This is a genomic window from Colwellia psychrerythraea (genome assembly GCF_000764185.1).
Taxonomy (GTDB): Bacteria; Pseudomonadota; Gammaproteobacteria; order Enterobacterales; family Alteromonadaceae; genus Colwellia; species Colwellia psychrerythraea_B.
The window spans coordinates 110,772-133,387 of sequence record NZ_JQEC01000044.1; the positions used below are offsets into that span (position 1 = coordinate 110,772).

The window sequence follows — 22,616 nt, forward strand, 5'->3', positions numbered from 1 at the left end:
TAGAAAAGCCTAAGCCATATATTAGCTGATTAAACAGAGTATTTATCCACCAACAAAAGCCGATGAATCTAGCGTAAATGAGGCATCAGGCTGCCCTTTTACACAAAGCGGACCAAAAGGATAGGTTTCGGTATAATAATAACCATAATTTCCATAGGCGTCAGTCATGCCATTACATTCATCAAGATCACCAAGACCTTCTTGATAAAACCAGTCTTCAACAAATAGTCCTCGGATATGGGTCGTTATCGACGGTGCTTCAATACTTGAGCCTTGTGGAGTGATACGTTCATCAGAGTATGTTGTCCAACTTGGTCTAGCCTTTCTTAACTGGTCAGATTCTGCGTCATAAAAGTAGTGACCATAGATTGGATAACCGTCAGGTGCAAAGCCGACTACAGGAGAGCCACTTGGGTCAACTTGATCAGTAGTAGGAGCCAAAAGATCATCATTCTCTAAATAGGATAAACCTTCATTATCACCATGGTAATGATATCGACCATCAAAAGCATGCCCAGCAAATTCGTCTAAGGTAACAGTATCGGCATTATTTGCTGGTACAGCGTACCAATCTGCATTTAGCCCACATTGTGTTCTAGTACCAAGGCCTATATTTAACGGCGCATTAATATCAGGGTGATAACAAAAAGCGGAATCCATATCTAAATCCACACCATTAAGCAATATACCGTTAAGGGTTAACATGCCCGCTACTTTTTGCACATAAGTAACCGATGTTTGCTGTGTTGGCTGTCGAGGAATAGTTAAGACATACCCCTTAGTGTTGGCCTGCACTTGAGAAGCAAAATCTTTGCCTGTTGTCGTATTTCCGCCAACGTCATGGTTAGGAATATTATTACTGCTGAAAGTACAGTGTGTATCGTTTGCTGTCACTGACAAGTGACTTTCAAGCAGGACATTTTTTTGAACATCAACGATATTTGCCAGATAATTACCCACATATTCTGCACAATCAGGGTGTCTATTACTTAGCGTTAAATAGGAAATATCTCCTTCACTATTTTTGATCAGGTTATTCTCTGGTATTACTGGTTCTGGTATTGGCTCTGGCACTGGTATTGGATCTGGAACAGGATCTGGCACTGGTTCAGGTATTGGATCTGGAGCAGGGACGACAATTGGATCAGGAACTATTTCTGGCTCCGGCTCTGGAGATGATTCAGAGCCGCCACAAGCAGACAATAGACAAACAGTTGCGACAAAAATAAGGGGTGTTTTTTTGTTTATTGGCAATATCATAAAGAACAACTCAAGCTTGTTTTTAATACTAGCTTACGCTGATTATCATCATCTGGAAATGTAACCAGCAGTAAAGTTGTGTAAAGATAGACCGAGCTAGTAATCTTTTTATAACTCTTTAACCATAAAATATTTGCAACCTGTTCTAGGGTACCCCTGCTGAACCCATTGAGTTTCATAACCATACTTTTGATAAAATGGCATTGCTTGAAAGTTTAAAGTATCTAACAGGCACTTTTTACAACCTCGATTTTTACCTGCCATTTCAAGTTCTGCTAGAATTTTACTACCCACATCTTGGCCGCGTAAATCCTCTGAAACCCACAAAGTATTTATTAACAACCAATCACCAAATGTTCGAGCAGCTGCTCCCGCAATAACCTTTCCTTGTTTATTCTTTACCTGTACCGCCAATGGTAAGCGTTTACTTACTTCCCAATGTTCCCAATTAAAGTCGGCAATTTTTTTATCAAGGAAATCGATCAGCTCTTGCTCTGGCTTTTCTATTACTTCTATTATCATCGCAATTCTCTTTTCGCTGTTAAGTGTTATTTATTAAGTTTTATCAGCCAAGTTTTAGCTTTTAGGTTGATGAAACTCAATAACATTACGATCTGGATCGCGAATAAAGGTTGATGAACCTGTGGGGAAGACTACCGGTCCTTCTGTAATCTCTATATTTAATTCATTAAGCTTAGCAACCACGGCATCCATATCATTTACTTCTAATGCGACATGGGTATATCCAGCTTTTTTCACTGGCTCATCCATCAAGACATTGCTGTCAGTTGGTGCGGCTGCATTTAAGATAAAGTTAATATTTACACCGCTAGCATGTTCCATAATAGCAACCGGCTCTGGACCTACCGGCCCAACAAGAAACTTAAAACCTAGTTGTTCGTAAAAAGATCTTGATGTCTCTAAACTGAAAACCCGAATGCCTAAGTGATTTACTCTGGTGATTTGTTCCATAATTTTGCCCTCTTCAGTTATATTTCTTAATCTATTTTTTCATTATTACTAATTAATTTTTACTTACATTTTTTGACTTAGGATAAAACTGCTACAGCTTTAATACGCCTATTAAAAAACAATATAGACACAAAAAACAGCGTTACCAATGAACATATTGCCATAGTGTAATTCATAGTCGTGGCATCAATACTTACGCTGATGCTCACTACGGCACTAGCGAGTGCGCCTAAACCAAACTGCAAAACACCATTAACGCCAGAAAGCACACCTGTATTACCTTCTACACTAGCTAAAGCGGCTGAAATCGCATTTGCTGCGGTCAAACCTAATAAGCCCACATATAAAATAACGCCCACAACCACATAGACAAGTGACAAATGTAAAAAGGCGACCAGCCCCAAATAAACACCAACCACAGCCAACAAAAATCCAGCAATAATAAGTTTTTTAGTGGCATCAACATTATTTAATAAACGAGCGTTAAGCAAATTCATGCTGATCATGGCTACCGCATTTAATGCCACTAACCAGCTAAATTTCTCTGGCGTAGCGCCAAAATACTCCATATAAACAAAAGGCGAACCTGAGATAAAAGCAAACAAGCCGGCAAAAGCACTGCCGCCAGCTAAGATGTAAGCCATTGTGGTGCTATTTGATAAAACTTTTCGATAACCACTATATAAAGCGGTTATATTAAGCGGCTGTAGCTCAGTCTCTACTTTTTTAGCCGGCAAAAGGCGTAATTGGGTGGCTAAGGTGACCAGTGTCAGGCCAGCAAGTACTAAGAATATCCACTGCCAATTAGCTGCGAGTAGTATTTGACTACCAATCATTGGTGCAATCATAGGTGCTATTACCACACAAGCCATGACGTAACTAATAATTTGGTTACTATTTTTACTGCCATGAAAATGATGAATCAAGGCAAAAACCACAACAGAACTACCACTGGCAAAGGCTTGCACCGCCCGCCAAAAATAGAGTTCTTCAATAGACGTAGCAAATGCAATCATGATACTGGCGATGGCAAACACAGTTAAGCCAACGCTGAGTAACTTGGCTTTGTTTATTGAATCGGCCAACGATCCTAAAATCAGCTGCCCCAAAGCAAAGAATATTAAATAAATGGCAACGGAAGCTTCCATAGCATCGATTGAAGTTGAGAAATATTTCGCCATACTCGGCAATCCGGGTAAATACATATCGATGGCCAATGGAGATAACGAAAATATCATTGCCATCAAGATTACAAAGGGCCAATAACCTATTTTTGTTGCTGTGTGAGTATTCATAAGTAACCTATAAAATTGTGCTTAACTATGATGACAAATAGTTTAATTTAAATAGTATTGAAGATTAATACACTGAAAGTACAATCATTGTTTCCATATGGCATGTAATTGCGTTATTTTGTCTTTTGTTCATCAACTAACTGGTTATCCATTACATGCTTAATTCTAAATTATTAGATGGTATTGTCATATTTGTTGAAGTTATTAACGCTGGTAGTTTTACCAAGGCCGCTGACAGTACGGGTCATTCAACTTCTTATATTTCTAAAGAAGTGAATAAATTAGAAGACCGTTTAGGCGTGAGATTAATTAACCGAACAACTCGTTCAATTAGTTTAACGCCTGAAGGGGAGCTGTATTTTCAGCAATGCCAACAAATTATTGATGATGCTCATCAAGCCGAGTCATCAGTAAACCAGAGGCAATTAGAACCAAAAGGTGTACTGAGAGTCAGTTGCCCAATAAGTTTTGGTATGCCGCACTTAAAACCTATTCTCGCAAAGTTTTTGGCGTTATATCCCAAGGTTAATTTAGATTTAAATATGACCGGTAGACAAGTTGATGTCGTTGCCGATGGTTTTGACGTTGTCATTAAAACCGCTGCTGAACTTGAAGACTCTAGTTTGATTAGTCGCTTATTAATGAAATCTCACGGCGTAACCGTAGCTTCACCACAATACCTAAAAGAGCACGGTACTCCTCAACAGCCAAGTGAGTTAAGCCAACATAAAACCATTACCTATAGTTACGCTAAAACACCTAATGTCTGGCAGTACCAATCACTAACTGGTGAACAAGTTAGTGTGCAACTCAATAGCAGAATGATCACTAATAGCCCGGAAATGGAATTAGAATTAGCCTTAGCAGGTCAAGGCATTACACGTATGCCTAGATTTAATTTAAGTGACAAACTAGCCTCAGGTGAATTAGTCACCTTGTTTGATGATTATAAAAAAAATCCAATCAATGTTTATTTGGTTTATGCCAGTAAAAAGCATATGTCTGCAAAAGTAAGATGTTTTATCGACTTTGTCATTCAAGAAGTTGCTAACTAATTAGTGTAAGGCCGCACTAGCTCAATTCAAACACGCTCAGCTTTATATGAACACCTATTGTGGACTCTAAATAAAACTGAAATTATTACCTTTAATAATTTTAATTAAACGTTGAAACAGTTAATTTCCCAAATATAATTCTAAGGGCAGTAGATGCCACAAAGCAGCCCTAATTTAGGCATAAATATATCATAGTAAATAGTTATCTTTACCAACTTAGCGGTCACTCATGGTTAAGCTGATGATGATCACTTAGTGCGCAAAAGAGACATTAGCCACAAGTATATTTGCTATATATTTTCTAATTGTTTTTTATGATATTACGGGGAAATATTCTTAACAAGCTATTAAATAAATACAAAAAATAGTTGGCTTTTATTCCTTTGTTACTTATTCTAGCCGACTATTTTTAGCCTGTTAACAGGCGTTATATTAAGGACGTATATGAGAAGTGTTATAGTTTTATTGGTGTTTTTAGTTTCAGTAGCAAATGCTGAAACATTTAGTATCAATACTAATATTAAAAAAATTAGAACTGTTACCGAATTTAACCCTGAAGTTAAAGCAAGAGAACAGGTAGCTTTTCAAGTGAATGCACCTCTTGAGGGAGGTTGTACCTGGCTTTATTTAACTCCTGAAGCAAAAAGTGCTTATTCTTTACTGTTAGCTTCAAAGATAGCTGGTAAAGAAGTAGGGATTCAATATTCCACTACTCCATCTCCATGGCATACTGCTACTTGTCAAGTTCACTTTTTAGATTTGGATTAATTACTATAAGTTGCTTAAACGGAAAAAAATAACAGTTGGCCATCGCTCCGCGATTATAGCCAACTATTATTCCCTTCTTAACAAAGCGTTATCGATACAAAATCTAATCCAATAGTCTAATTAGACGCAATAGCTAATGCCCGTTGTGTGGTAATAGTTACGTCCCGACATTGAATTCCACAGGCAGCTTTGTGCCTCCAGCGGGCGTTAGGATTAATAAAATGCTAACACCTTCTAAGTGCAGGAAAAAGATATTGGTGAAGTGTTTCGAATGATTATTAAGCTTTATTTATGCCACATTTGTCTCGATCTTAATTCGCTTCTACTCTCACTCAAATTAGATGTTATTTAGGGACAATACCTTTCCAATCACCCCATTAATCTTTATATAGAAATGAAATAACATTTGTTTCACCCGTTAGCCGATGCATTTGGCTAAAGCAAACAAGTTATTTTAACTTCTACTAAAAAATAGAGATAATTATGAAACCAATGAAAGCTATGAAAGCATTAGCGCCCGTACTTACTTTAGCTGTTGCTCTAACCTCAACCTTAGGCTCGATGACAACTCAAGCCACAGATATTAAAACCGTTAACGGCGTAGCAACTTACCCCGATGGTTATCAAGGCACACCAAAACGCGCAGCCAATGAAGACCCTTTTTTATCGCCAGAAAATTCAGCACTGATATTAATTGATTACCAACCACATATTTTAATGGGCGTGCGTAATATTGACCATGAAGAACTAATCAATAATATGACTGGTTTGATAAAAACAGCGGTAATGTATGACTTACCAATAATTTTCTCCCATGTGGGTGTTGGCTTAAATGGCTCACAACCTATGATTGAAGAACTAAGAAAACTTGCGCCTAACGCTGTTTTTATCGACCGGACTAATGTTAATGCTTGGGAAGAACCTGAATTTGTTAAAGCCGTTGCAGCCACAGGTCGTAAAAAACTGATAATGGCCGGTTTATGGACCGATGTTTGTTTAGCCTACCCAGCTATTGAAGCTGAAATGAATGGTTACGATGTTTATGTACCTGAAGATACAGTTGGCAGTATTACCCAATTGAGTCATGACAACGGTATGCGCAGAATGGAACAAGCGGGCGTTGAACGTATTACTTGGAATGTTGTGCCAGCTGAATTACAACGTGACCATGCGCGTACTGATACCGCAGGGCCAGTAACACGTATATTTATGGAATACTTGTTCAAGATGGATCCCAATAAACCTTGGAAATAAGAATTTTAAAAGTAATATTCACCGCTTCGCCGTTATGAAAGAAAAGGCTCGATATTAATTTATCGAGCCTTTCTCAATTGTTCAGTTACAAATTTAAAAAGACTACATCCTTGCATTTATTTAAGATGGAGATATAAATAAAATAACTCAACAAAGAATATTCAATAAATGAAGTCTTGGTTAAAACAAATCGCTATTTTTGGCGTGATCTTTCTTATCATGAGCTTTGCGGTTGATACTTGGCGAACTAAAGATATTGATCGACAAGCACTGCCCGAACTACAAGGGCTGACAATTAATAACCAGACCATTGATTTAAAAGCGTTAAGCTTTGAGCAGCCTGTTCTAGTGTACTTTTGGGGAACTTGGTGCCCTGTTTGTTCCGTGGTAAGTCCTTCGGTTGATACTATTTCACAGTATTACCCAACTTATAGTATTGCCATGCAATCGGGTGATAATGAGACTTTACAGGCCTATATGAATTCAGAAGAGTATCAATTTCAAGTCATCAACGATAATGACAATGCCATAGCGAAATCTTTGGGTGTGCAAGTAACACCTTTAGTGATGGTGATTGACCAAGGAGAGCTTGTTAACTTCACCACAGGTTATGTCAGTTTACTTGGCTTATGGTGGCGCATTGCTTGGGCTAGTTGGTAAGTTGAACTAATTATCATAGATAGAGTGTGAAGATATTAACAAGGGGTTATATTTAGCCCAAAGTAATAATGACTAAAGGAATAACATGAACAAAGATTTAATTATTCGTCCAGCTAAAGACACTGATCGTCAGTTCATTTTTGGACTGTCACCACGTTTAGCTGAAGTGGCCGCTTTATCATGGCATAGCGATAAAACACTACAAAAGATGCATGATGATTATTTTGCTGAGGTATTCGCTAACTCATCACCACTGCAAGCTACCTTCATTGCCGAGCAAAACGAGATTGCGCTGGGCTTTATTCATACTCGTGCACATAAAGATGAAATATCAAATGAAGCATGCGGCACTGTGCCCTTGCTTGGTGTATCACCAAAAGCACAAGGTTTAGGCGTAGGTAAAGCGTTAATTACAGCAGCTGAGCAATGGGCTAAACAGCAAGGTTATCGCTTATTACACCTGGAAGTTTTTGCTAATAACAATAAAGCACTAGGCTTCTATCAGAATCTAGGTTTTGAGTCAGAAACCCTTCATATGATTAAAAAACTTTAATCCATATGGAGGTTATTCTATTTAGAAAAAGGCCAGTTATGACACTGGCCTTTTTAATATCATAATCGTGAAAATTAATTATTAATGAGTTAACAAATTAAGCATCTACTACGATCACTTCACCGGTGATAAAACCATCCACTGAACGCTCAAACGCTTTACCAACTAACGTTCCTGGCACAGGCTGAAATCCTGGCATCATTTCGCCATAAACCTCCCATGCTTCAGCTAATACCGTTGGGTTCACTACATTGATTCGAATATTTCTTGGCATCTCTAACGAGACACATTTTACAAAAGTATCAATAGCGCCACTGGTGGTGGCATCGGCAATGGCGAATGGAATAGGCTTTTTATTCAAAATACCACTGATTAAGGTAAACGAACCGCTATCGGCAATATGCTCTTGACCTATACGCACTAAGTTTATCTGTCCCATCATTTTGCTCATGATAGTAGTCAGCCATTGGGCTTCGCTCATTTCAGTAAAATTGGCATATTCACAAAATCCTACTGTATTTACCACCGCATCAAAGTGACCCACTTTTTTATATAAAGCACGAATTGATTGTTCACTAGTAATATCAACAATATGATCAACATCGCCTGAGCGACCCGCGGTTATCACGTTATGGTTACCTAAACCTGTTAATGCTGCTTGACCCATTTTTCCTAATGCACCGATTAAAATAACTGTTTTCATTGTCTGCTCCATTTCTGTTGGTTTGTTTGTCGAAAGTGTTTCGACTTGATGAACAGAGTTTACTGAGCTAACAAAACAATTAAAAACAAAGCTTAATTGTTAGTGATACAAGGTTTTCTTGTTATAGCGAAGGTTTAGCGGTAGATTGAACGATAATCGTAGATAAGCCGGTGAACATTGATGAGTAAGTTAGATAGATTAGACATAAAACAGTTAAGGGTTTTTCAGGCGCTAATCCGTGAAAAAAACGCCTCAAAAGCCGCTAATCAACTGGGGTTAACTCAACAAGCAGTAAGTGAACACTTAAAAAAGTTACGTGATGTTTTTGATGACCGATTATTTCTGAGGAAAACAAATGGTTTCCTGCCAACACCATTTGCAGAAAAGTTATCACACAATGTTGATAAGCTTTTAAATGATTTTAAGGCGTTGTTATCTCCCAGTACCTTTGACCCAAAAACCATAGACGGTACTTTTGTTATTGCCGCCACAGATTATGCACAGCAGGTAGTGTTACCGCAATTAGTTGCAACTTTACGACAAGAATCACCACATTTAAAACTTATAGTTAGAGATTTTGAAATTGATAAACTGCATGATTTAATGGAAAGTGGCAAAGTAAATTTAGCTATAGCCTTTCCTGATTATATTCCTGATAGTTACCCAATTTTAAAGCTGTTTGAAGAGCGACATATTTGTGTGGCATCACCGAATTCATCTATCGCTAATACTAACCCCACGTTAGCTAATATTGCCCGTTACCCCAGTATAATTGCCTCACCTTCAAGGCCAAACTTTAAAGGTTCGATTGATGACTGGTTCAAAAAATTTGGTTTAAAACGTAACATTGTTGTCTCAGCACCGTGTTTCTCGATTGTGCCTATGTACCTCGAAACCACAGATTCAATTGCATTCTTACCCTCAAGAGCCATTAAAGGACTAGATTTAGTGGAGATCGGCCTTGAACAATCACCGGATAAATTTGATGTTATTGCCGCTTGGCATCCTAGATACAATGACGATGCTTTGCAGCAGTGGGTTATATCATTACTCGAGGTTGAGTAATGATATTTGTTAGACTTAGAGACTAGTTTAAATAGCTATCTAATATTTGTTTACTATATTTACCAGGGTTTTGGCTAACATCATTACACAGCACTGCGACTGACAGCTTTTCTTCAGGTATTCTTGCATAATACGTTGAGGTACCTAACCAACCGCCCGAATGAGAGTACTTGGTAATTTTATCCATGGACTTTACAAATTGGCCATTAGCATACAAATTCCCACGGAGTTCATGTTTGCTATTAGGGGTCAGCATTTTTTTAAGAAACTCTTGCGGGTTCTTACCTAGTTTAGGGCTGTAAAATTGTTGGTCCCAAAGTAGTAATTCAGTGATGCTGGTATGTAAACCGCCATCACCAACCCAAAATAGATTAGTCATATTGGTTTCATAGCCACCCTCTTTTAATGGTGCGTATCCTGAAGCTCTGTTTTTAACAATTTCATTGGCGTCATCACTAAAAAAGGTATGTTGCATACCTAGAGGTTTGAAAATATTCTTTTCAGAGTATTCTCTTAAGGTCATGCCACTCTTCTCTTCAACCAACATGGATAACAAGAAATAAGCAAAATTGCTGTATTCCATTTTAGTGTCTGGTTTACGTTTTAAAGGTAGCTTTTTAACAATTTGATAAAACTCATCAATGGAAAGGTAGTCTTCATTGCCTAAGCGAAATTCACCGCCAGCAGCAGACTTCAAACTGTTTTGTTGACCTTTTGCCTTGCCTTCATAGGAATCACCGACCATGTCGTAATCCCCCATGCCAGCAAAGTGCCCTAACATAGCATTCACTGTTACTTTTGAGCCGTAATCAGCTAATTCTGGTAAGTAGCTACGAATATCTTCTTGCAGATCAATCAAACCTTCATCGGCTAATAACAATACTGCGGTTGCAGTAAATTGTTTAGAAACAGATGCCATTCTAAACACTGAATCGGCCGAAAGTGGAATGTTATGTTCTAAGTTCGCCAAACCGTAACCTTTGGCAAAAATCAATTGATGGTCTTGTATAACACCTACCGAACAGCCAGGAGCATTGGCCGCAAACTTATTAGCAAAAACAGTTTCTATTTTTTCGACAAATTGCTCATTACTTGGTTTAGCAAGTAGAGGTAACGTAATGGCATATAGCGATAAAGCAGCCAAGGTTGAAATAGTACGCATGAAAGATCCTTCTAGTAATACCAAGTCCATTAGTTCTGAGTGGGAAGAAACTTATTGGAATTGGTATAAATTTAATGAAAAAACATCCTAATACTTAAAAGAAAAAACAGCAATTTAACCACTGCTGTTTTTCATTTCATATAGTAACAAGATCTTTCTGAGTTGCAGAAATGAATAAAACACCCTGAGGTACTTTATTTTAAATTAACCAACAAAGAAAACTATACTGGCTCACTCGTCTTTAAATATCGCTACGTAGGTTGGCGTAGTATTTGATTTAGTCGCTCGATACATGCCTTTAGTATTGAAAGGCAGACTCATATTTCCTTTAGTATCAATAATGATAACACCACCCGTGCCTCCTACAGGCAGTAACACGTCATGAATAACTTCATTACCTGCTTGCTCAATTGACTTACCTTGGTACTTAACACGTGCACAAATATCGGCAGCAACATTATAACGAATAAAATATTCACCATGACCTGTTGCTGATACCGCGCAGGATTCATTTTCAGCAAAAGTACCAGCGCCAATAACAGGAGAGTCACCAATACGGCCAAAACGTTTATTAGTCATGCCGCCAGTGCTAGTTCCAGCAGCAATATTGCCCATTTTATCTAAGGCTACTGCACCAACCGTACCGACTTTGTATTCAGTATCTAAGCTTTGATGAGCGGCTTGATAATCTTTTAGCTCTTTTTCTGCTTTTTCCATTTTGGCTTTCGCACGTAACAGTGATTTATAACGACCTTCAGTATCAAAAATATTGTTATCAACTAAGGTTACACCTTGTTTTCTGGCAAACTCTTCTGCGCCATCACCGCTTAACATCACATGAACTGATTCTTCCATCACTAACTTAGCTAGGTTAATTGGGTTTTCAATATGTTTAACACCTGCAACAGCACCTGCTTGACGGTTTTTGCCGTCCATAATTGAGGCATCCATTTCATGGGTCTCGTTATGGGTATAAACGGCGCCCTTTCCGGCATTAAAAAATGGCGAATTTTCTAAGACATTAATAGCTGCTGTTACTGCATCTAAGCTTTCGCCACCTTTATCAAGTACTGCATAACCCGCTTCCACCGCCTCTGCTAATTTAGCGCGATAAGCTTTTTCACGTTCAGGGGTAAATTTTGCTTTTTGAATAGTGCCAGCACCACCATGGATAGCGATAGCAAAAGGTTTTTCTGTTGCATGTGCTAAAGCGGCAGTAGACGATAACATCATTAACGCGGCTATCGAGGCAGCAAGAGGTAAGTTAAGTTTTGACAAAATGAGTTCCTTTAGTTGTTATTTTTATATGAGTGTATTTGTTTTTATAAAGTTATTATCTGCTATTAAATAATCCATAGTTTGTTGGGCATTAACAATGCCCCCAAAGTTCAGTGGGTAAACCACTGATATTACCCTTATTTATTTGCAAACCAAAAGGTCTATCTGCCTTAATTAACAAAGGAGCATCTAGATCAACATAACTTGCCTGAGTTGCCAAGACTAAACCTGGTGCCATAGACAGTGAGGTGCCAACCATACAGCCAACCATAACCTGCAAGCTATGTGCTTTAGCCAATTTGGCAAGCTTTACACCTTCGGTCAGGCCACCAGTTTTATCAAGTTTAATATTGATCACATCATACCTATCTGCAAGATAGGCAATATCCGCACAAGTATGACAAGACTCATCCGCGCCAATAGGCAGCGAGAAATTTCTTCCTTTCAATATTCCATCTTCGCCGGCTTTTAACGGTTGCTCAATAAGCAGAATAGGTAAATATTTAACTGATTTATCCACATATTCGAGCAGTTCGATATCCCAGCTTTCATTGGCATCAATCAGTAACTTAGCTTTGGGTGCATTTGCATGCACAGCGTTAAGTCTCTCTATGATGAGTTCTTGGTTTAGCTTTATTTTTAATAGTGGAAAATCCTGTAATAAAGCTGCCGCTTTACCCATATTTTCTGGGCTGTCTATGCTAATGGTTTGTACTGTAATGATATTTTTTGGTTCAACAAAATTGAGCTGTTCACTAACCGAGATTTGTTTAATTTTTGCGTTCAAATCCCACAAGGCACTGTCAAGAGCGTTTCGAGCCGAGCCCGCAGGCAACCATTGCTGCAGTTGTTTACGGCAATTATCTAGATCTTCACTACAATCGGCTAACTTAGTTGCTACTGACTGAATTTGAGCAATAACCGTCGCGACATCTTCACCAAATCGCGCTGTGGGTACTGACTCGCCCGAGCCAGAGAAATAATCCTGATTTAGGGTAACTTTTACCACTTCAGTTTCAATACGGCTACCACGGGCAATAACAAATGGTTTTGCCAGTGGCCATGTTTCACGTGTAACAGTAAGGCTAATTTTAGCCTTACCATTTACTATTAAAGCTACTTTACTCATCTTCAATAGCCTTTAGGTGGCTAACCAAATTTGCACAGCCGGTTATCATGGGATCAAAGCAAGGTACGCCAAACTCTTGTTCAAGTAGTTTCATCTGCGTCCGACCTTGCTCTTCACCAACAACACGACAATTAAGTGATATGCCAGCAAGCTGAACCTTGGGATTCGTTAATCGCGCCATCATTAAATTTTGTTCAATGCAGTTCTTCAGATCAGGAATTTTATAATTGGGTACATCCTTAATATCTACTCGACCTGCTTCATGACACATCACCAAATAATCAGCTTGCGCACCATGTAACAAACCGGCACTCACCCCTGCATAGGAAGGGTTAAACAATGAGCCTTGCCCTTCAATAATGTCCCAATGATTCTCATCGGCAGCAGGTGAAATTAACTCCACCGCACCAGCAATAAAATCAGCCACCACTGCATCAATACAAATACCATTACTGGCCAGCAACAAACCACTTTGACCTGTGGCTTTAAAATGGGCATCAAAGTCCTGTTTTTGCATTTCACGTTCAATTGCCAAAGAGGTGTACATCTTACCGACAGAGCAGTCAGTGCCCACGGTTAAAATGCGCTTACCACTGCGTTTTTGGCCATTGCCAATAGGAACTTCTGGAATTTGGTGACGTAAATCAATTAGCTGACCACCATGTAACTTAGCAGCTTGAGCAATGCTAGGGATATCGCTTAACTTTTGATGTAAACCACAGGCAATATCTAAACCTTGCGCTAGGGCATCTACAATGTCATCAACCCAACTTGCATCAATAATACCGCCGCTATTGGCTAAACCAACAACAAAGGTTTTTGCGCCAAGGCTTTTAGCCTCTTTAGGCGTCAATTTTTCTAAACCTAGGGTTAAGATATTATCTGCATGCGCACATTCACCTAAACAAAGTTCAGGCCGCCAATCCGCAATGCCGCGAGAAGTTTTTATCGCCAAGGGCTTGTTGGCATCACCAAGATAGAGTAAAAAAGGCGGGTTAAATTGCATAATAAATTCCACAAACTAAGCAGCTCATACCTATGTTATTCGGTATTTAGTCGCTGACCAAAACAGTGAATTTATCTTAAGCTATTTAGGTTAAAACATGGTTATGAAAAGAATATGATCTGTATGCCAAAAAGCTATGGCTTAAACCTAATGACAAAAACTATGCCTGAGCATGATGTGAAATAGGTTACTTATGAGGTTTGATAGTGCTGTGAAGGCTTACGAATACCACGAAAGAGACTTTAAAACACACAGGAGACATTAGCTATTACATAGCGTATGCCAAGCAATCGGACTTGCCCAACAACAGGATAAAGTTGCGGCTGCGCGCAACCTATCCATGTTTACTATATTTATTTACAGTAATTCTCTATAATTTTATAATCTTCAACTTCTACTTTTGAGTACGTTTCAGAACTTTGTTCTACTATTTCAAAGAGTTTTACACCACAAGTTTCTTTCCCATTAGGTAATTCGACATAATCATATACAGCTTCATAATTAGAATTCGCCGTAGGTACAAAAGATATCGCTTTACGACACCAAGAATATAAGACCCCACCTGAATCACTTTGACCAGGAGCGAAACCGCTTATTCCTACGCCATTAAATTGAAAGAAAAATTTATTGCCTGCTGGAATGTATACTTCATTTTGATGAGAGTCACTGACTTCATTATTGTATGCAGGCATATCTATACGGTTTAGACTACGAACTAAATTTGCTTTAAAGCCAAGCGTAACGATATAAGCTAGCTCCTCAGTAGAGTTACCATTAGGTATGCATTCTTTTACGCTACCCTCACTTACAAAGTTATTATTACTTGGAATAGAAACAAAACGCAGTTTTGCATTATCCACGCTTGGGATTGGTTGTAAATATTGATTAGTTGCACAACCAGTTAAAGCAATAATAGCTAGGCTCAATAAAATTATTTTCATTTTGAAACAGTCTCCAGACCTTGAATATAAATATCACGCTTATTATGGAGGCTTCTCAGTAATGTCAGCTCCATAAACCTGATTTAATTCGCAGTAATATGTCATAATTTCAATATATTAGGAACTAAAAGTGATTTTTTTTTGTAAATACTTGGAAGCTACTGAGAAGTTTCAATAATTTCCAAAATAGAATCAAATGCAATAAGATAAATATCAACAGGTTACAGGCTAAGCAAATGGTGATGCGGGTTATTACTGATACTTGTCAGTAACACGTAACAATGCCACCCATGATTATTACATACAAAGCAAAGTAATAATGGCAAATCACTTATTGTAATTTTAGCCGAGCTAAAACCGTAATTCTAAAATAACGTTAAATCGCGGGGTAAATAGATGTTTTGTTAGGTGCTATTCAAACAGGCTTGAGCATTGGCTATACCATGTGTACGTTGCAAGCCAACATGCCCACTAAATTCACTTAAATGCTCAGCTGTACCTACGGCGCCTGTGAAGATACATTCAAACTCGGTAGTAAGTTTTAACCAGCTTTCATCACTGATGTGTAACCTTGCTAGAATGTTTTTTGTCTTACTCTTGATAGTACCTCGTTTATCGTCACGCAGAATACGCCCGGTTTCATCAACCAGTGTTAAGTAGTCATGTAAACTAAAACGAATACCCGTTGTTTTTTGTTGATGTTCATTACCCGAAAAGGGTAGTAACGAAGTGGGCTGCTCACCTTTAATCGCCGCTTTGATACGCAGTTGAACACTGGTAAAGTCAGACTGCTCGGGGGTTGGAGCAATAGCTGCTCGTACGGGGTTTAAATCAACATAAGCCATGCACGACAGCAAGGCACCCTCATCAAGTAATGCCTGTGACTTAAAGCGTCCTTCCCAAAAGTGGCCGGTGCAGTTATCTTCTCGGTTAGCTTGTCGAGCTATCGGCTCATTTAATGAGCGCATAAACCAGCTAATATCCATTAATCGTTCTTTGTAAATATTTGCCGTGCTTTCAACCATAGCCAGTTGAAATTTATCAAGCGGTTGTTTATTGGAATATTTTTTAGTCAATAATGTCCCCTTGTACAACTGATGCCAACGATTAAGTATCTCCTCAGTTGACCAGCTTCTCATTTGCTCTGTATTCACATGTAACACGAGATGTAAGTGATTATGCATTACAGCGTAGGCACAAACATCGATAGAAAATACGTCTGACAGCTGAAAAATACGTTTTTCAATCCATGTCCGCCTATGTTCAAAACTGACACCGGTCTCCTTATCTGTTCCACATAAAAAAGCCTTTCGTACTGTGCGGCTGCAAATGTGATAATAAGGCGTATCTAATAAACTAATTTGTTGTGAACGAGGCTTCGGCATATCAATCACCAAACTTAACAAAAGTAAATTAAGCTTAGTTTAGTGATCTAAATATGCCAAACTTATTATGGGTGGCCTAATAAGTTTAACCAAACTTAACAAAAGTAAATTAAGCTTAGTTTAGTGATCTAAATATGCCAAAGTTATTATGGGTGGCCTAATAAGTTTGTTTAGTGATCTAAATATGCCAAACTTATTATGGGTGGCCTAATAAATTTTTCTTATTCCGGTATATTAGATCTAGAGAGCCTTTAATCCAACAAACCCGATAACTAGCACCCAAATTATAACTATTATATTCTGTGGCACTCGCATCTAAAGAAATTTCATCTCCCGATTTTGTTTTCTTGATTTTTAAGTTATAAGAATTACCTATAAACCCAGAGTTTTTCCATTTATCAATCACACTACCGTTGATGCAATGTTTTTCTTGAGAACCAAGATTAGAGTTAATTGTGGCCACTAATCCAGCCGTTCCAAGACATATAGCAAACCAAGCAAATACAGCACCTGAAATTATTGCCAGTTTTTGACTCAATTTAGTTTGAAACTGAAATCTATAAAAAGCTAAATAACCTATACCTATACCTATAACTGGACCAAGGTAAATAGCTGTATAGATGTATTGTTGATTATGCATATGTTCATATGATGTCCCTAGCAAAGCGGTGGATACAAAATATATTAGAATTAACACAGTTCCCCAATCAGAAAGGAATTCAAGTAATTTATTTGACTTCCCCCTACTATCTATTAACATTTATTTTGTCCTTGACATTTAGACGAAGGTTGAGAAACTGCTGCCTGCACAGGAGCATTTAGAGCTTCTGTTGTGACCATTGCTGCAGCTTGAGTTGCTAAAGTTTCTCCTCCTGCTGCGACTATACCACCACCAGCAGCACCTATTAATGTACCAATTGCTGCAGAAGTAGCAACTTGTGGAATATCAACTTGAGATAGATCTCCATCATTTGAAACTAACTGTGCACCTAGATTACCACCACCAGATGCAATTCCTGTAGTTGCACCAGATTTAGCCATTGTTTTAATACTTTCTTTAGCTGACATTTGAACCGTTGTTTTTAATACAGCAGCACCACTTGCTCCCGCTAAACTTGTTCCAGCAGTCAAACCGCCAACAAAACCTATTCCTCCACCAATAGCAGCAGATTTTGCCATAGCTCCATAATCTCCAGGGTTTGTTAGGGCTGATTGTACAGCTCCTCCAATAGCACCAACAATTCCGCCAAAAACAGCTAAAGGTAGCGTTGCAATTTTACCACTAGGGTCTATCGCATTAACCGGATCATTCCCAACATAAGCATACCAGTTCATGCCATCGCCGTAACCAATAGGATCAGTCTGCATAAACCGCCCTAACTTTGGATGATAAATCCGTGCTTTGTAATAGTATAACTCGGTGCCCGGTAACAAAATCTGGCCAGTATATCTAAAGCGCGAAGTACTACTATTGATCGGCTCACCAAAAGGTCCATATTTGTGTGTGGTACTAATAGTGCCGTTATTGCCTGTTTCGGCAATAATTGAACCGCGTTCATTGGCGAGTAAATAGGTCGGGGTCGTTGTGCCTGAGCCAACATACCATACCAAAGGATCATCAGTGCCTATACCGTGCACATAACGGTTAATTAAGGTACCACTACTGTTATATTCAGCAACTAATTCATCACCATCATACAAGAAGCTGGTTTTGCTGCCATTCAGGGTAGAGCTTTGTAAACGCCCAGTAGGGTCGTAAGCCAAACTTAACGCCGTGCCACTTTTTGCAGCGGAGGTTAGCCTATTATGGACATTAAAATTATAGGTCCAACCATCATAGTTAGTTAAATTACCCGTTAAGTCATGATCAATACTCTTACCACCTACATTGGTATATTGGTTTAAATTATTAACGTCATACACTTGTGTGCTTTGGCTAGGAATATTAATTTGAAAACTATTATTACTGACTTCTCGGCTAACAATTTGGCTAGCAGCATTGTAAGTAAAGTTGGAATTATTAATTAAGTTATGGTTAAAGTCAGTGACACGGCCAAGTGTATCTTGGCTTATCGATGACGTTACACCGTTATTGCGAGACATCGAGGTTAATCGGCCTAAATTGTTATAACCGTAGTTAACTAAAGAGGTCGTATTATTTTCTTTAATCGCAGTTAAGGCACTGGTGGCGTCATAAACATAATGAATATTAAAACCATCATCATGGATCAGTTTTTCGCGACGACCAGCAGCATCATAATCATAGGTTAAGGTGCGTGCATTTGAGGTACTTGTTTTTAAACGACTTAAACCATCATAAGTGTAAGCTACAGTATCTGAGCCTCTTTTCACTGAGGTTTGTCGACCGATAGCATCATAATCAAACAGTAAGCTGTCTTCCCCTGGTACTAAGGTACTATATTTCGCATTAATGGCATCATAATGGTGAGTTAAGGTGATACCATCACGCTTACGCCACGTTTCTAAATTACTATTAGCATCATAGGTGTTTTCCTCATAACTAGTATCAGGGAAAGTAGTTTTCTCTAACCTGTCTAGATCATCGTATTGATATTCGGTTTTGTTGCCATTGCCATCTTTGCGCCAATACACTTGTCCGTTAGGGGTATAACCTATTTCAATATCAATGCCAGCTGCGGTAGTGGCATGGCCTGAAATCGTTTTGGTTAAGCGCGATAAGCTATCATAACTATTAATACTGATGCGGTCTGGGCCATAGTCCCCTCCTTTGTCTAAGCTACAAGCTGAGCTAGATAAGCTATTATAGATTTCCGGATTCATACGGATGACCTTACACTCAACTCTATTGGCACTGTCGTAAGAGACTTCCGACAGGCTGTCAATTTTGCTACTTGTGCCAGCTGTGGTTTTAATAACCAAGCCATGGTCGTTATAGGTATTATTAATAACGCTATTCACATTAATGCTGGCAATATCCGCAGCAGAATTTACAGTACCGCTTTGACTCGTCAGTACTTGGTTATCTTGTTCACGGTATATTGTATGAGTGGCAGCACGATAACCTTGTTGATTAATAGCACCTATGTCCCAAGTTCTACGACCAGATTCATCATAATGATAAAATAGTTTATCGCTTGTACCTGCTAATGAGCCATCTACTGACTTTAAAGAGCCATCGTCAAAATAGTCATAGGTTGTTACCTGACTTTCACTACCTTTACCGTTGGTTTTAGTAACCATATCAGGAAGTTTAGTATTACCCCAATAGCGGTACTTGGTAATTTGTTCATCTTTGGTGCCACACGTCGAACCACCACAAACCGAGACTTTCATTAAGCGGTATAAACCATTTACTTTGTCGTATGTATTTGTGGTTACTCTGCGAATACCGTTTCTTGCAGCAGGTTCAGTTTTAGTGAGCATGCCACCATGACGGTAATGAAACGTATAGTCAGTCCGTTCATCCTTAGCATCTGTAGTGTAAGTCGGACGAAAACAACCTAAGTTGGGGCATAATGTTAAGTCATAATTAGCCGTTTCTTCAATATCTGCAAGTCCTGAATTAGGCTTAGCTATATTCTTTTTTGAAATGATGTTGCCCACACTGTCATAAACAATCCTTATCATGTTTCCTTCGGGGTATACTATCCCCTCAAGACGGTTCGTTTGACCAAATGAGTAGAGCGTTGTATTACCTAAGCTATCGGTGTCCTTACTAATAAATTGTCTATGATTTGGCGCTGGATAGACGTCTAATTCGACTTTACGGCTGTAACCTTTTGGTCCCGTGATGTTAACTTGAACAAACTGTTTCTTTGAATCATACCCTGTGCCTGTCTTGGGGGTATAGACATAATTAAAAGACTGCCCGTCACGGGTAACATTGGTTACAAAGTTATTATGAGTATTACCAGCATAATCTCTGCTCGCTGATGATACAGATAAACTATTAACTGAATCGCCCGGTCGTTTAAAAGTGAAGCTTTTAGCATCATCTTCGCCTGATATACTGCTGTCAAAACCTGTGTATTGCCATGTTCGGCTGTTTTTATCAGTTAACTGCCCTGAGCCAAAGGTGTGCACTGCTTGAGTAAGACCCGAACTTGTTTTAATTATTTTGGCAGAGTTTATTTGGCTCCATTCCATAGTAGCATGCACATCTGACTGGTAGTCAATGTGCATCTCATAGCCTACGGTTGAGATTATTTTTGTTGGTCGATATGAGTCAAAAAGTGCTGCAGAGACTACGACATCATAAGTGAAGTTTAAAGTTTCACCGTCTGGATAAATTATAACTGATGCATACCAACCTGCCCTAGTCGAACCATCTATTACATTATTCCAAGCTTTTTTATTATAAATTACTTTAATACCCGTACCACCTTGGGTATAAATTTTGCTTTCTGCTGATATTGTACCTGTTAATGTTGAGCCATTCGTATCAACTGGCTCACAATTGTTAGCTGAGCACTTAAAACTGTCAGAGGTTTTACCACCAAAAATCACTGAATATGATTCATTGCCTTGGTCGTAACCAATACCTACAACCTTAGCCTCTAATTGTTGTAGCGTGTGGAGACTCAGATTCGGTGCTGCAGGAATACTTAGAACGGGTAAATTTGGATAGTACTTTCCTGACAGTAGATCAACTGAATTAATGTCATTGTTCATTGCTAAAGGCTTTAATAGCTCAACTTGTTTTTCTGGCTCTGATAGCCCTGGTGGTAATCCGCCATCTTCAGCGACAACACTGGTTGCAAGTAATGTGCTTAGCAGCACGCTATGGCATAAAATATTTGTTATTTTCATCATTAGTTGGCTTTCCCTGCGGTTTTCCTGTTTCCGGCATCATCATAGTCATAATTCGTTTCTTCTCCAGCCGAGTTAGATACTTTTATTAATCTTCCTCTGGCATCGTAACTGTACTTTAACGTTACAGGTTTCATGATGTAAGACCAGCTACCGGTGCTTGCACAAGAATTATAATTACAGGCCATTACTCGAAAAGAACTATAACTAGCATTACTGCCCGTTAGCACTAAAAATAGGTTTTCAGTGGTAGTAATCGTCACCCATTGACCTTGAGCATTAAGAGCTTGCACTTCATATTTACTGGCGTGCTCAACATTGCTCCAACTTAACGTGCTCACACCATTAACGGTTGAAAGATTTGCATTGGTAGGAGCCAAGAATATTGTACTTGGGGTATAGGGAATAATAGTGGTGATATCACCAACAGCGATAGGGATCCATGTTGTGTCAGCTTGTGCTTGTAATGAGCATAAAAAGCCCACTAAAGAGGCAGCCAGAGTTAATTTTTTTTTCATTATTGTTCCTGTTGGCTTCTTAATTTTATCGGTATACCCCCTATATATTACTAACTAATAGGCTGGTAATTCATTGTTATTGTATAAGTTACTTATTTATAATATTGATGGATGTACTTAATTTTTATTTCCGCTGCGGGCTGCACTGTTCTATGTGCACACTAATCATTTTCCAGTGTTTGCACTGGCAAGTAACAGGATATATCAATTTTTAGCTGCATATTTTCTAAACATCACCAATATAGGTGCATTACCGTACGTGAGCAGCGATGCATAGAAAGAGATAGAACGTTCTTCGCTTTTTTTGACTTAAATTTCACCCCGGTAACGCCTTGTTAACAAGTAAGAACATCGTTGGCTAAAATTAGCAACGATAGAGCAAAAGACAACTGTTTTTTGTTCTTTTGAATTACTTATATTGGACTTAAAGTTAAGTAGTCAACATATAGGTAGATATCACTTGAACCACCAACCCCCCCATTACCGCAAACACCTCTAAATTGTACTTTTACTCCTGACATTTTAGCTGCGATTGCTGCTGAAAGTATCGCATCAGCGCCAACGGTAGAGCTTTTTAAAAAGGCAGTTGTCGCGTTTGGGCAATTACTAGAGCTCCAATTTCCATCTTCCGAGGTGAAATAATAATACGCATCATCCCCTGCTATTTGAATATCAATCTTTTTTATTTTTTCAACATTAGTCGTCGCTTTACTACCAAAACCAGCATTAGCCATTGTTGATAGCAAAACCAAAACTGTTAAAAGTATTTTTTTCATGTTTTCCCTTGAGTGACAATCGAATCTACGGACCGAAATATAACA

The 22,616-nt window shown here is 38.6% G+C and carries 21 protein-coding genes; 6 read left to right on the forward strand and 15 right to left on the reverse strand.

Annotated features, from left to right (window positions below; all coding sequences use genetic code 11):
• Positions 1-42: 42 nt before the first annotated feature.
• The 4 genes from GAB14E_RS07155 to GAB14E_RS07140 all read right to left on the reverse strand — a co-directional run bounded on the left by GAB14E_RS07155 (position 43) and on the right by GAB14E_RS07140 (position 3,527).
• The gene (locus tag GAB14E_RS07155) at positions 43-1,260 is read right to left on the reverse strand and encodes a YHYH protein (RefSeq protein ID WP_033083260.1); all 1,218 of its coding nucleotides are present in this window, start codon (positions 1,258-1,260) and stop codon (positions 43-45) included.
• A 108-nt stretch (positions 1,261-1,368) separates the two neighbouring features.
• On the reverse strand, positions 1,369-1,782 hold the full coding sequence (locus GAB14E_RS07150; protein ID WP_033083261.1) for a GNAT family N-acetyltransferase: 414 nt from the start codon (positions 1,780-1,782) through the stop codon (positions 1,369-1,371).
• A gap of 54 nt (positions 1,783-1,836) precedes the next feature.
• Positions 1,837-2,232, reverse strand: a complete 396-nt coding sequence (locus GAB14E_RS07145) for a VOC family protein (protein ID WP_033083262.1) — start codon at positions 2,230-2,232, stop codon at positions 1,837-1,839.
• A 77-nt stretch (positions 2,233-2,309) separates the two neighbouring features.
• Entirely contained in the window at positions 2,310-3,527 is a 1,218-nt protein-coding gene (locus GAB14E_RS07140) for a Bcr/CflA family efflux MFS transporter (protein WP_052093850.1), read from the reverse strand.
• 155 nt (positions 3,528-3,682) lie between these two features.
• Between GAB14E_RS07140 and GAB14E_RS07135 the strand changes: the two genes are divergently transcribed.
• The 5 genes from GAB14E_RS07135 to GAB14E_RS07120 all read left to right on the forward strand — a co-directional run bounded on the left by GAB14E_RS07135 (position 3,683) and on the right by GAB14E_RS07120 (position 7,817).
• Positions 3,683-4,582 (forward strand): LysR family transcriptional regulator, encoded by a 900-nt coding sequence (locus GAB14E_RS07135; protein WP_033083263.1) that lies wholly within the window; start codon positions 3,683-3,685, stop codon positions 4,580-4,582.
• Positions 4,583-5,026: 444 nt separating this feature from the next.
• Complete coding sequence (locus GAB14E_RS07130) at positions 5,027-5,350, forward strand: hypothetical protein (protein ID WP_033083264.1); 324 nt, start codon at positions 5,027-5,029, stop codon at positions 5,348-5,350.
• A 483-nt stretch (positions 5,351-5,833) separates the two neighbouring features.
• The gene (locus tag GAB14E_RS0123245; protein WP_052093852.1) at positions 5,834-6,604 is read left to right on the forward strand and encodes an isochorismatase family protein; all 771 of its coding nucleotides are present in this window, start codon (positions 5,834-5,836) and stop codon (positions 6,602-6,604) included.
• A 168-nt stretch (positions 6,605-6,772) separates the two neighbouring features.
• Positions 6,773-7,264: a protein disulfide oxidoreductase gene (locus tag GAB14E_RS07125; RefSeq protein WP_033083265.1), complete on the forward strand. Its 492-nt coding sequence runs from the start codon at positions 6,773-6,775 to the stop codon at positions 7,262-7,264.
• 85 nt (positions 7,265-7,349) lie between these two features.
• Complete coding sequence (locus GAB14E_RS07120) at positions 7,350-7,817, forward strand: GNAT family N-acetyltransferase (protein ID WP_033083266.1); 468 nt, start codon at positions 7,350-7,352, stop codon at positions 7,815-7,817.
• Positions 7,818-7,914: 97 nt separating this feature from the next.
• Here the strand turns inward: GAB14E_RS07120 and GAB14E_RS07115 are convergent, their stop codons facing one another.
• Positions 7,915-8,520, reverse strand: a complete 606-nt coding sequence (locus GAB14E_RS07115; RefSeq protein WP_033083267.1) for a short chain dehydrogenase — start codon at positions 8,518-8,520, stop codon at positions 7,915-7,917.
• 180 nt (positions 8,521-8,700) lie between these two features.
• On the opposite strand from GAB14E_RS07115, the gene GAB14E_RS07110 reads away from it, so the two are divergent.
• The gene (locus GAB14E_RS07110; RefSeq protein WP_033083268.1) at positions 8,701-9,585 is read left to right on the forward strand and encodes a LysR family transcriptional regulator; all 885 of its coding nucleotides are present in this window, start codon (positions 8,701-8,703) and stop codon (positions 9,583-9,585) included.
• Between the two features lie 22 nt (positions 9,586-9,607).
• On the opposite strand, the gene GAB14E_RS07105 is transcribed toward GAB14E_RS07110, so the two are convergent.
• The 10 genes from GAB14E_RS07105 to GAB14E_RS07060 form a co-directional block, all read right to left on the reverse strand.
• Positions 9,608-10,747 (reverse strand): serine hydrolase domain-containing protein, encoded by a 1,140-nt coding sequence (locus GAB14E_RS07105; protein WP_052093854.1) that lies wholly within the window; start codon positions 10,745-10,747, stop codon positions 9,608-9,610.
• Positions 10,748-10,978: 231 nt separating this feature from the next.
• On the reverse strand, positions 10,979-11,980 hold the full coding sequence (locus tag GAB14E_RS07100) for an isoaspartyl peptidase/L-asparaginase family protein (RefSeq protein WP_156115760.1): 1,002 nt from the start codon (positions 11,978-11,980) through the stop codon (positions 10,979-10,981).
• Positions 11,981-12,116: 136 nt separating this feature from the next.
• Entirely contained in the window at positions 12,117-13,154 is a 1,038-nt protein-coding gene (gene dgcA, locus GAB14E_RS07095) for an N-acetyl-D-Glu racemase DgcA (RefSeq protein ID WP_052093855.1), read from the reverse strand.
• Entirely contained in the window at positions 13,147-14,160 is a 1,014-nt protein-coding gene (gene dgcN, locus GAB14E_RS07090) for an N-acetyltransferase DgcN (protein ID WP_033083270.1), read from the reverse strand. The genes dgcA and dgcN overlap by 8 nt, the downstream gene beginning before the upstream one ends.
• A gap of 353 nt (positions 14,161-14,513) precedes the next feature.
• The gene (locus tag GAB14E_RS07085) at positions 14,514-15,101 is read right to left on the reverse strand and encodes a hypothetical protein (RefSeq protein ID WP_033083271.1); all 588 of its coding nucleotides are present in this window, start codon (positions 15,099-15,101) and stop codon (positions 14,514-14,516) included.
• A gap of 404 nt (positions 15,102-15,505) precedes the next feature.
• On the reverse strand, positions 15,506-16,486 hold the full coding sequence (locus tag GAB14E_RS07080; protein WP_033083272.1) for a transposase: 981 nt from the start codon (positions 16,484-16,486) through the stop codon (positions 15,506-15,508).
• A 196-nt stretch (positions 16,487-16,682) separates the two neighbouring features.
• Positions 16,683-17,246, reverse strand: coding sequence for a hypothetical protein (locus tag GAB14E_RS07075; RefSeq protein ID WP_033083273.1), 564 nt, complete (start codon positions 17,244-17,246; stop codon positions 16,683-16,685).
• A complete protein-coding gene (locus GAB14E_RS07070) occupies positions 17,240-21,280 on the reverse strand; it encodes an RHS repeat domain-containing protein (protein ID WP_033083274.1) in 4,041 nt (1,346 codons plus the stop codon). The genes GAB14E_RS07075 and GAB14E_RS07070 overlap by 7 nt, the downstream gene beginning before the upstream one ends.
• Complete coding sequence (locus GAB14E_RS07065; protein ID WP_033083275.1) at positions 21,280-21,795, reverse strand: RHS repeat domain-containing protein; 516 nt, start codon at positions 21,793-21,795, stop codon at positions 21,280-21,282. The genes GAB14E_RS07070 and GAB14E_RS07065 overlap by 1 nt, the downstream gene beginning before the upstream one ends.
• Before the next feature lie 413 nt (positions 21,796-22,208).
• The gene (locus GAB14E_RS07060) at positions 22,209-22,571 is read right to left on the reverse strand and encodes a hypothetical protein (RefSeq protein WP_033083276.1); all 363 of its coding nucleotides are present in this window, start codon (positions 22,569-22,571) and stop codon (positions 22,209-22,211) included.
• Positions 22,572-22,616: the final 45 nt, after the last annotated feature.

Excerpts from the sequence above, each read along its gene's own strand:
- GAB14E_RS07155 (WP_033083260.1), bottom strand. The coding sequence starts at position 1,260 with ATGATATTGCCAATAAACAAAAAAACACCCCTTATTTTTGTCGCAACT.
- GAB14E_RS07150 (WP_033083261.1), bottom strand. The coding sequence starts at position 1,782 with ATGATAATAGAAGTAATAGAAAAGCCAGAGCAAGAGCTGATCGATTTC.
- GAB14E_RS07145 (WP_033083262.1), bottom strand. The coding sequence starts at position 2,232 with ATGGAACAAATCACCAGAGTAAATCACTTAGGCATTCGGGTTTTCAGT.
- GAB14E_RS07140 (WP_052093850.1), bottom strand. The coding sequence starts at position 3,527 with ATGAATACTCACACAGCAACAAAAATAGGTTATTGGCCCTTTGTAATC.
- GAB14E_RS07135 (WP_033083263.1), top strand. The coding sequence starts at position 3,683 with ATGCTTAATTCTAAATTATTAGATGGTATTGTCATATTTGTTGAAGTT.
- GAB14E_RS07130 (WP_033083264.1), top strand. The coding sequence starts at position 5,027 with ATGAGAAGTGTTATAGTTTTATTGGTGTTTTTAGTTTCAGTAGCAAAT.
- GAB14E_RS0123245 (WP_052093852.1), top strand. The coding sequence starts at position 5,834 with ATGAAACCAATGAAAGCTATGAAAGCATTAGCGCCCGTACTTACTTTA.
- GAB14E_RS07125 (WP_033083265.1), top strand. The coding sequence starts at position 6,773 with ATGAAGTCTTGGTTAAAACAAATCGCTATTTTTGGCGTGATCTTTCTT.
- GAB14E_RS07120 (WP_033083266.1), top strand. The coding sequence starts at position 7,350 with ATGAACAAAGATTTAATTATTCGTCCAGCTAAAGACACTGATCGTCAG.
- GAB14E_RS07115 (WP_033083267.1), bottom strand. The coding sequence starts at position 8,520 with ATGAAAACAGTTATTTTAATCGGTGCATTAGGAAAAATGGGTCAAGCA.
- GAB14E_RS07110 (WP_033083268.1), top strand. The coding sequence starts at position 8,701 with ATGAGTAAGTTAGATAGATTAGACATAAAACAGTTAAGGGTTTTTCAG.
- GAB14E_RS07105 (WP_052093854.1), bottom strand. The coding sequence starts at position 10,747 with ATGCGTACTATTTCAACCTTGGCTGCTTTATCGCTATATGCCATTACG.
- GAB14E_RS07100 (WP_156115760.1), bottom strand. The coding sequence starts at position 11,980 with ATGATGTTATCGTCTACTGCCGCTTTAGCACATGCAACAGAAAAACCT.
- dgcA (WP_052093855.1), bottom strand. The coding sequence starts at position 13,154 with ATGAGTAAAGTAGCTTTAATAGTAAATGGTAAGGCTAAAATTAGCCTT.
- dgcN (WP_033083270.1), bottom strand. The coding sequence starts at position 14,160 with ATGCAATTTAACCCGCCTTTTTTACTCTATCTTGGTGATGCCAACAAG.
- GAB14E_RS07085 (WP_033083271.1), bottom strand. The coding sequence starts at position 15,101 with ATGAAAATAATTTTATTGAGCCTAGCTATTATTGCTTTAACTGGTTGT.
- GAB14E_RS07080 (WP_033083272.1), bottom strand. The coding sequence starts at position 16,486 with ATGCCGAAGCCTCGTTCACAACAAATTAGTTTATTAGATACGCCTTAT.
- GAB14E_RS07075 (WP_033083273.1), bottom strand. The coding sequence starts at position 17,246 with ATGTTAATAGATAGTAGGGGGAAGTCAAATAAATTACTTGAATTCCTT.
- GAB14E_RS07070 (WP_033083274.1), bottom strand. The coding sequence starts at position 21,280 with ATGATGAAAATAACAAATATTTTATGCCATAGCGTGCTGCTAAGCACA.
- GAB14E_RS07065 (WP_033083275.1), bottom strand. The coding sequence starts at position 21,795 with ATGAAAAAAAAATTAACTCTGGCTGCCTCTTTAGTGGGCTTTTTATGC.
- GAB14E_RS07060 (WP_033083276.1), bottom strand. The coding sequence starts at position 22,571 with ATGAAAAAAATACTTTTAACAGTTTTGGTTTTGCTATCAACAATGGCT.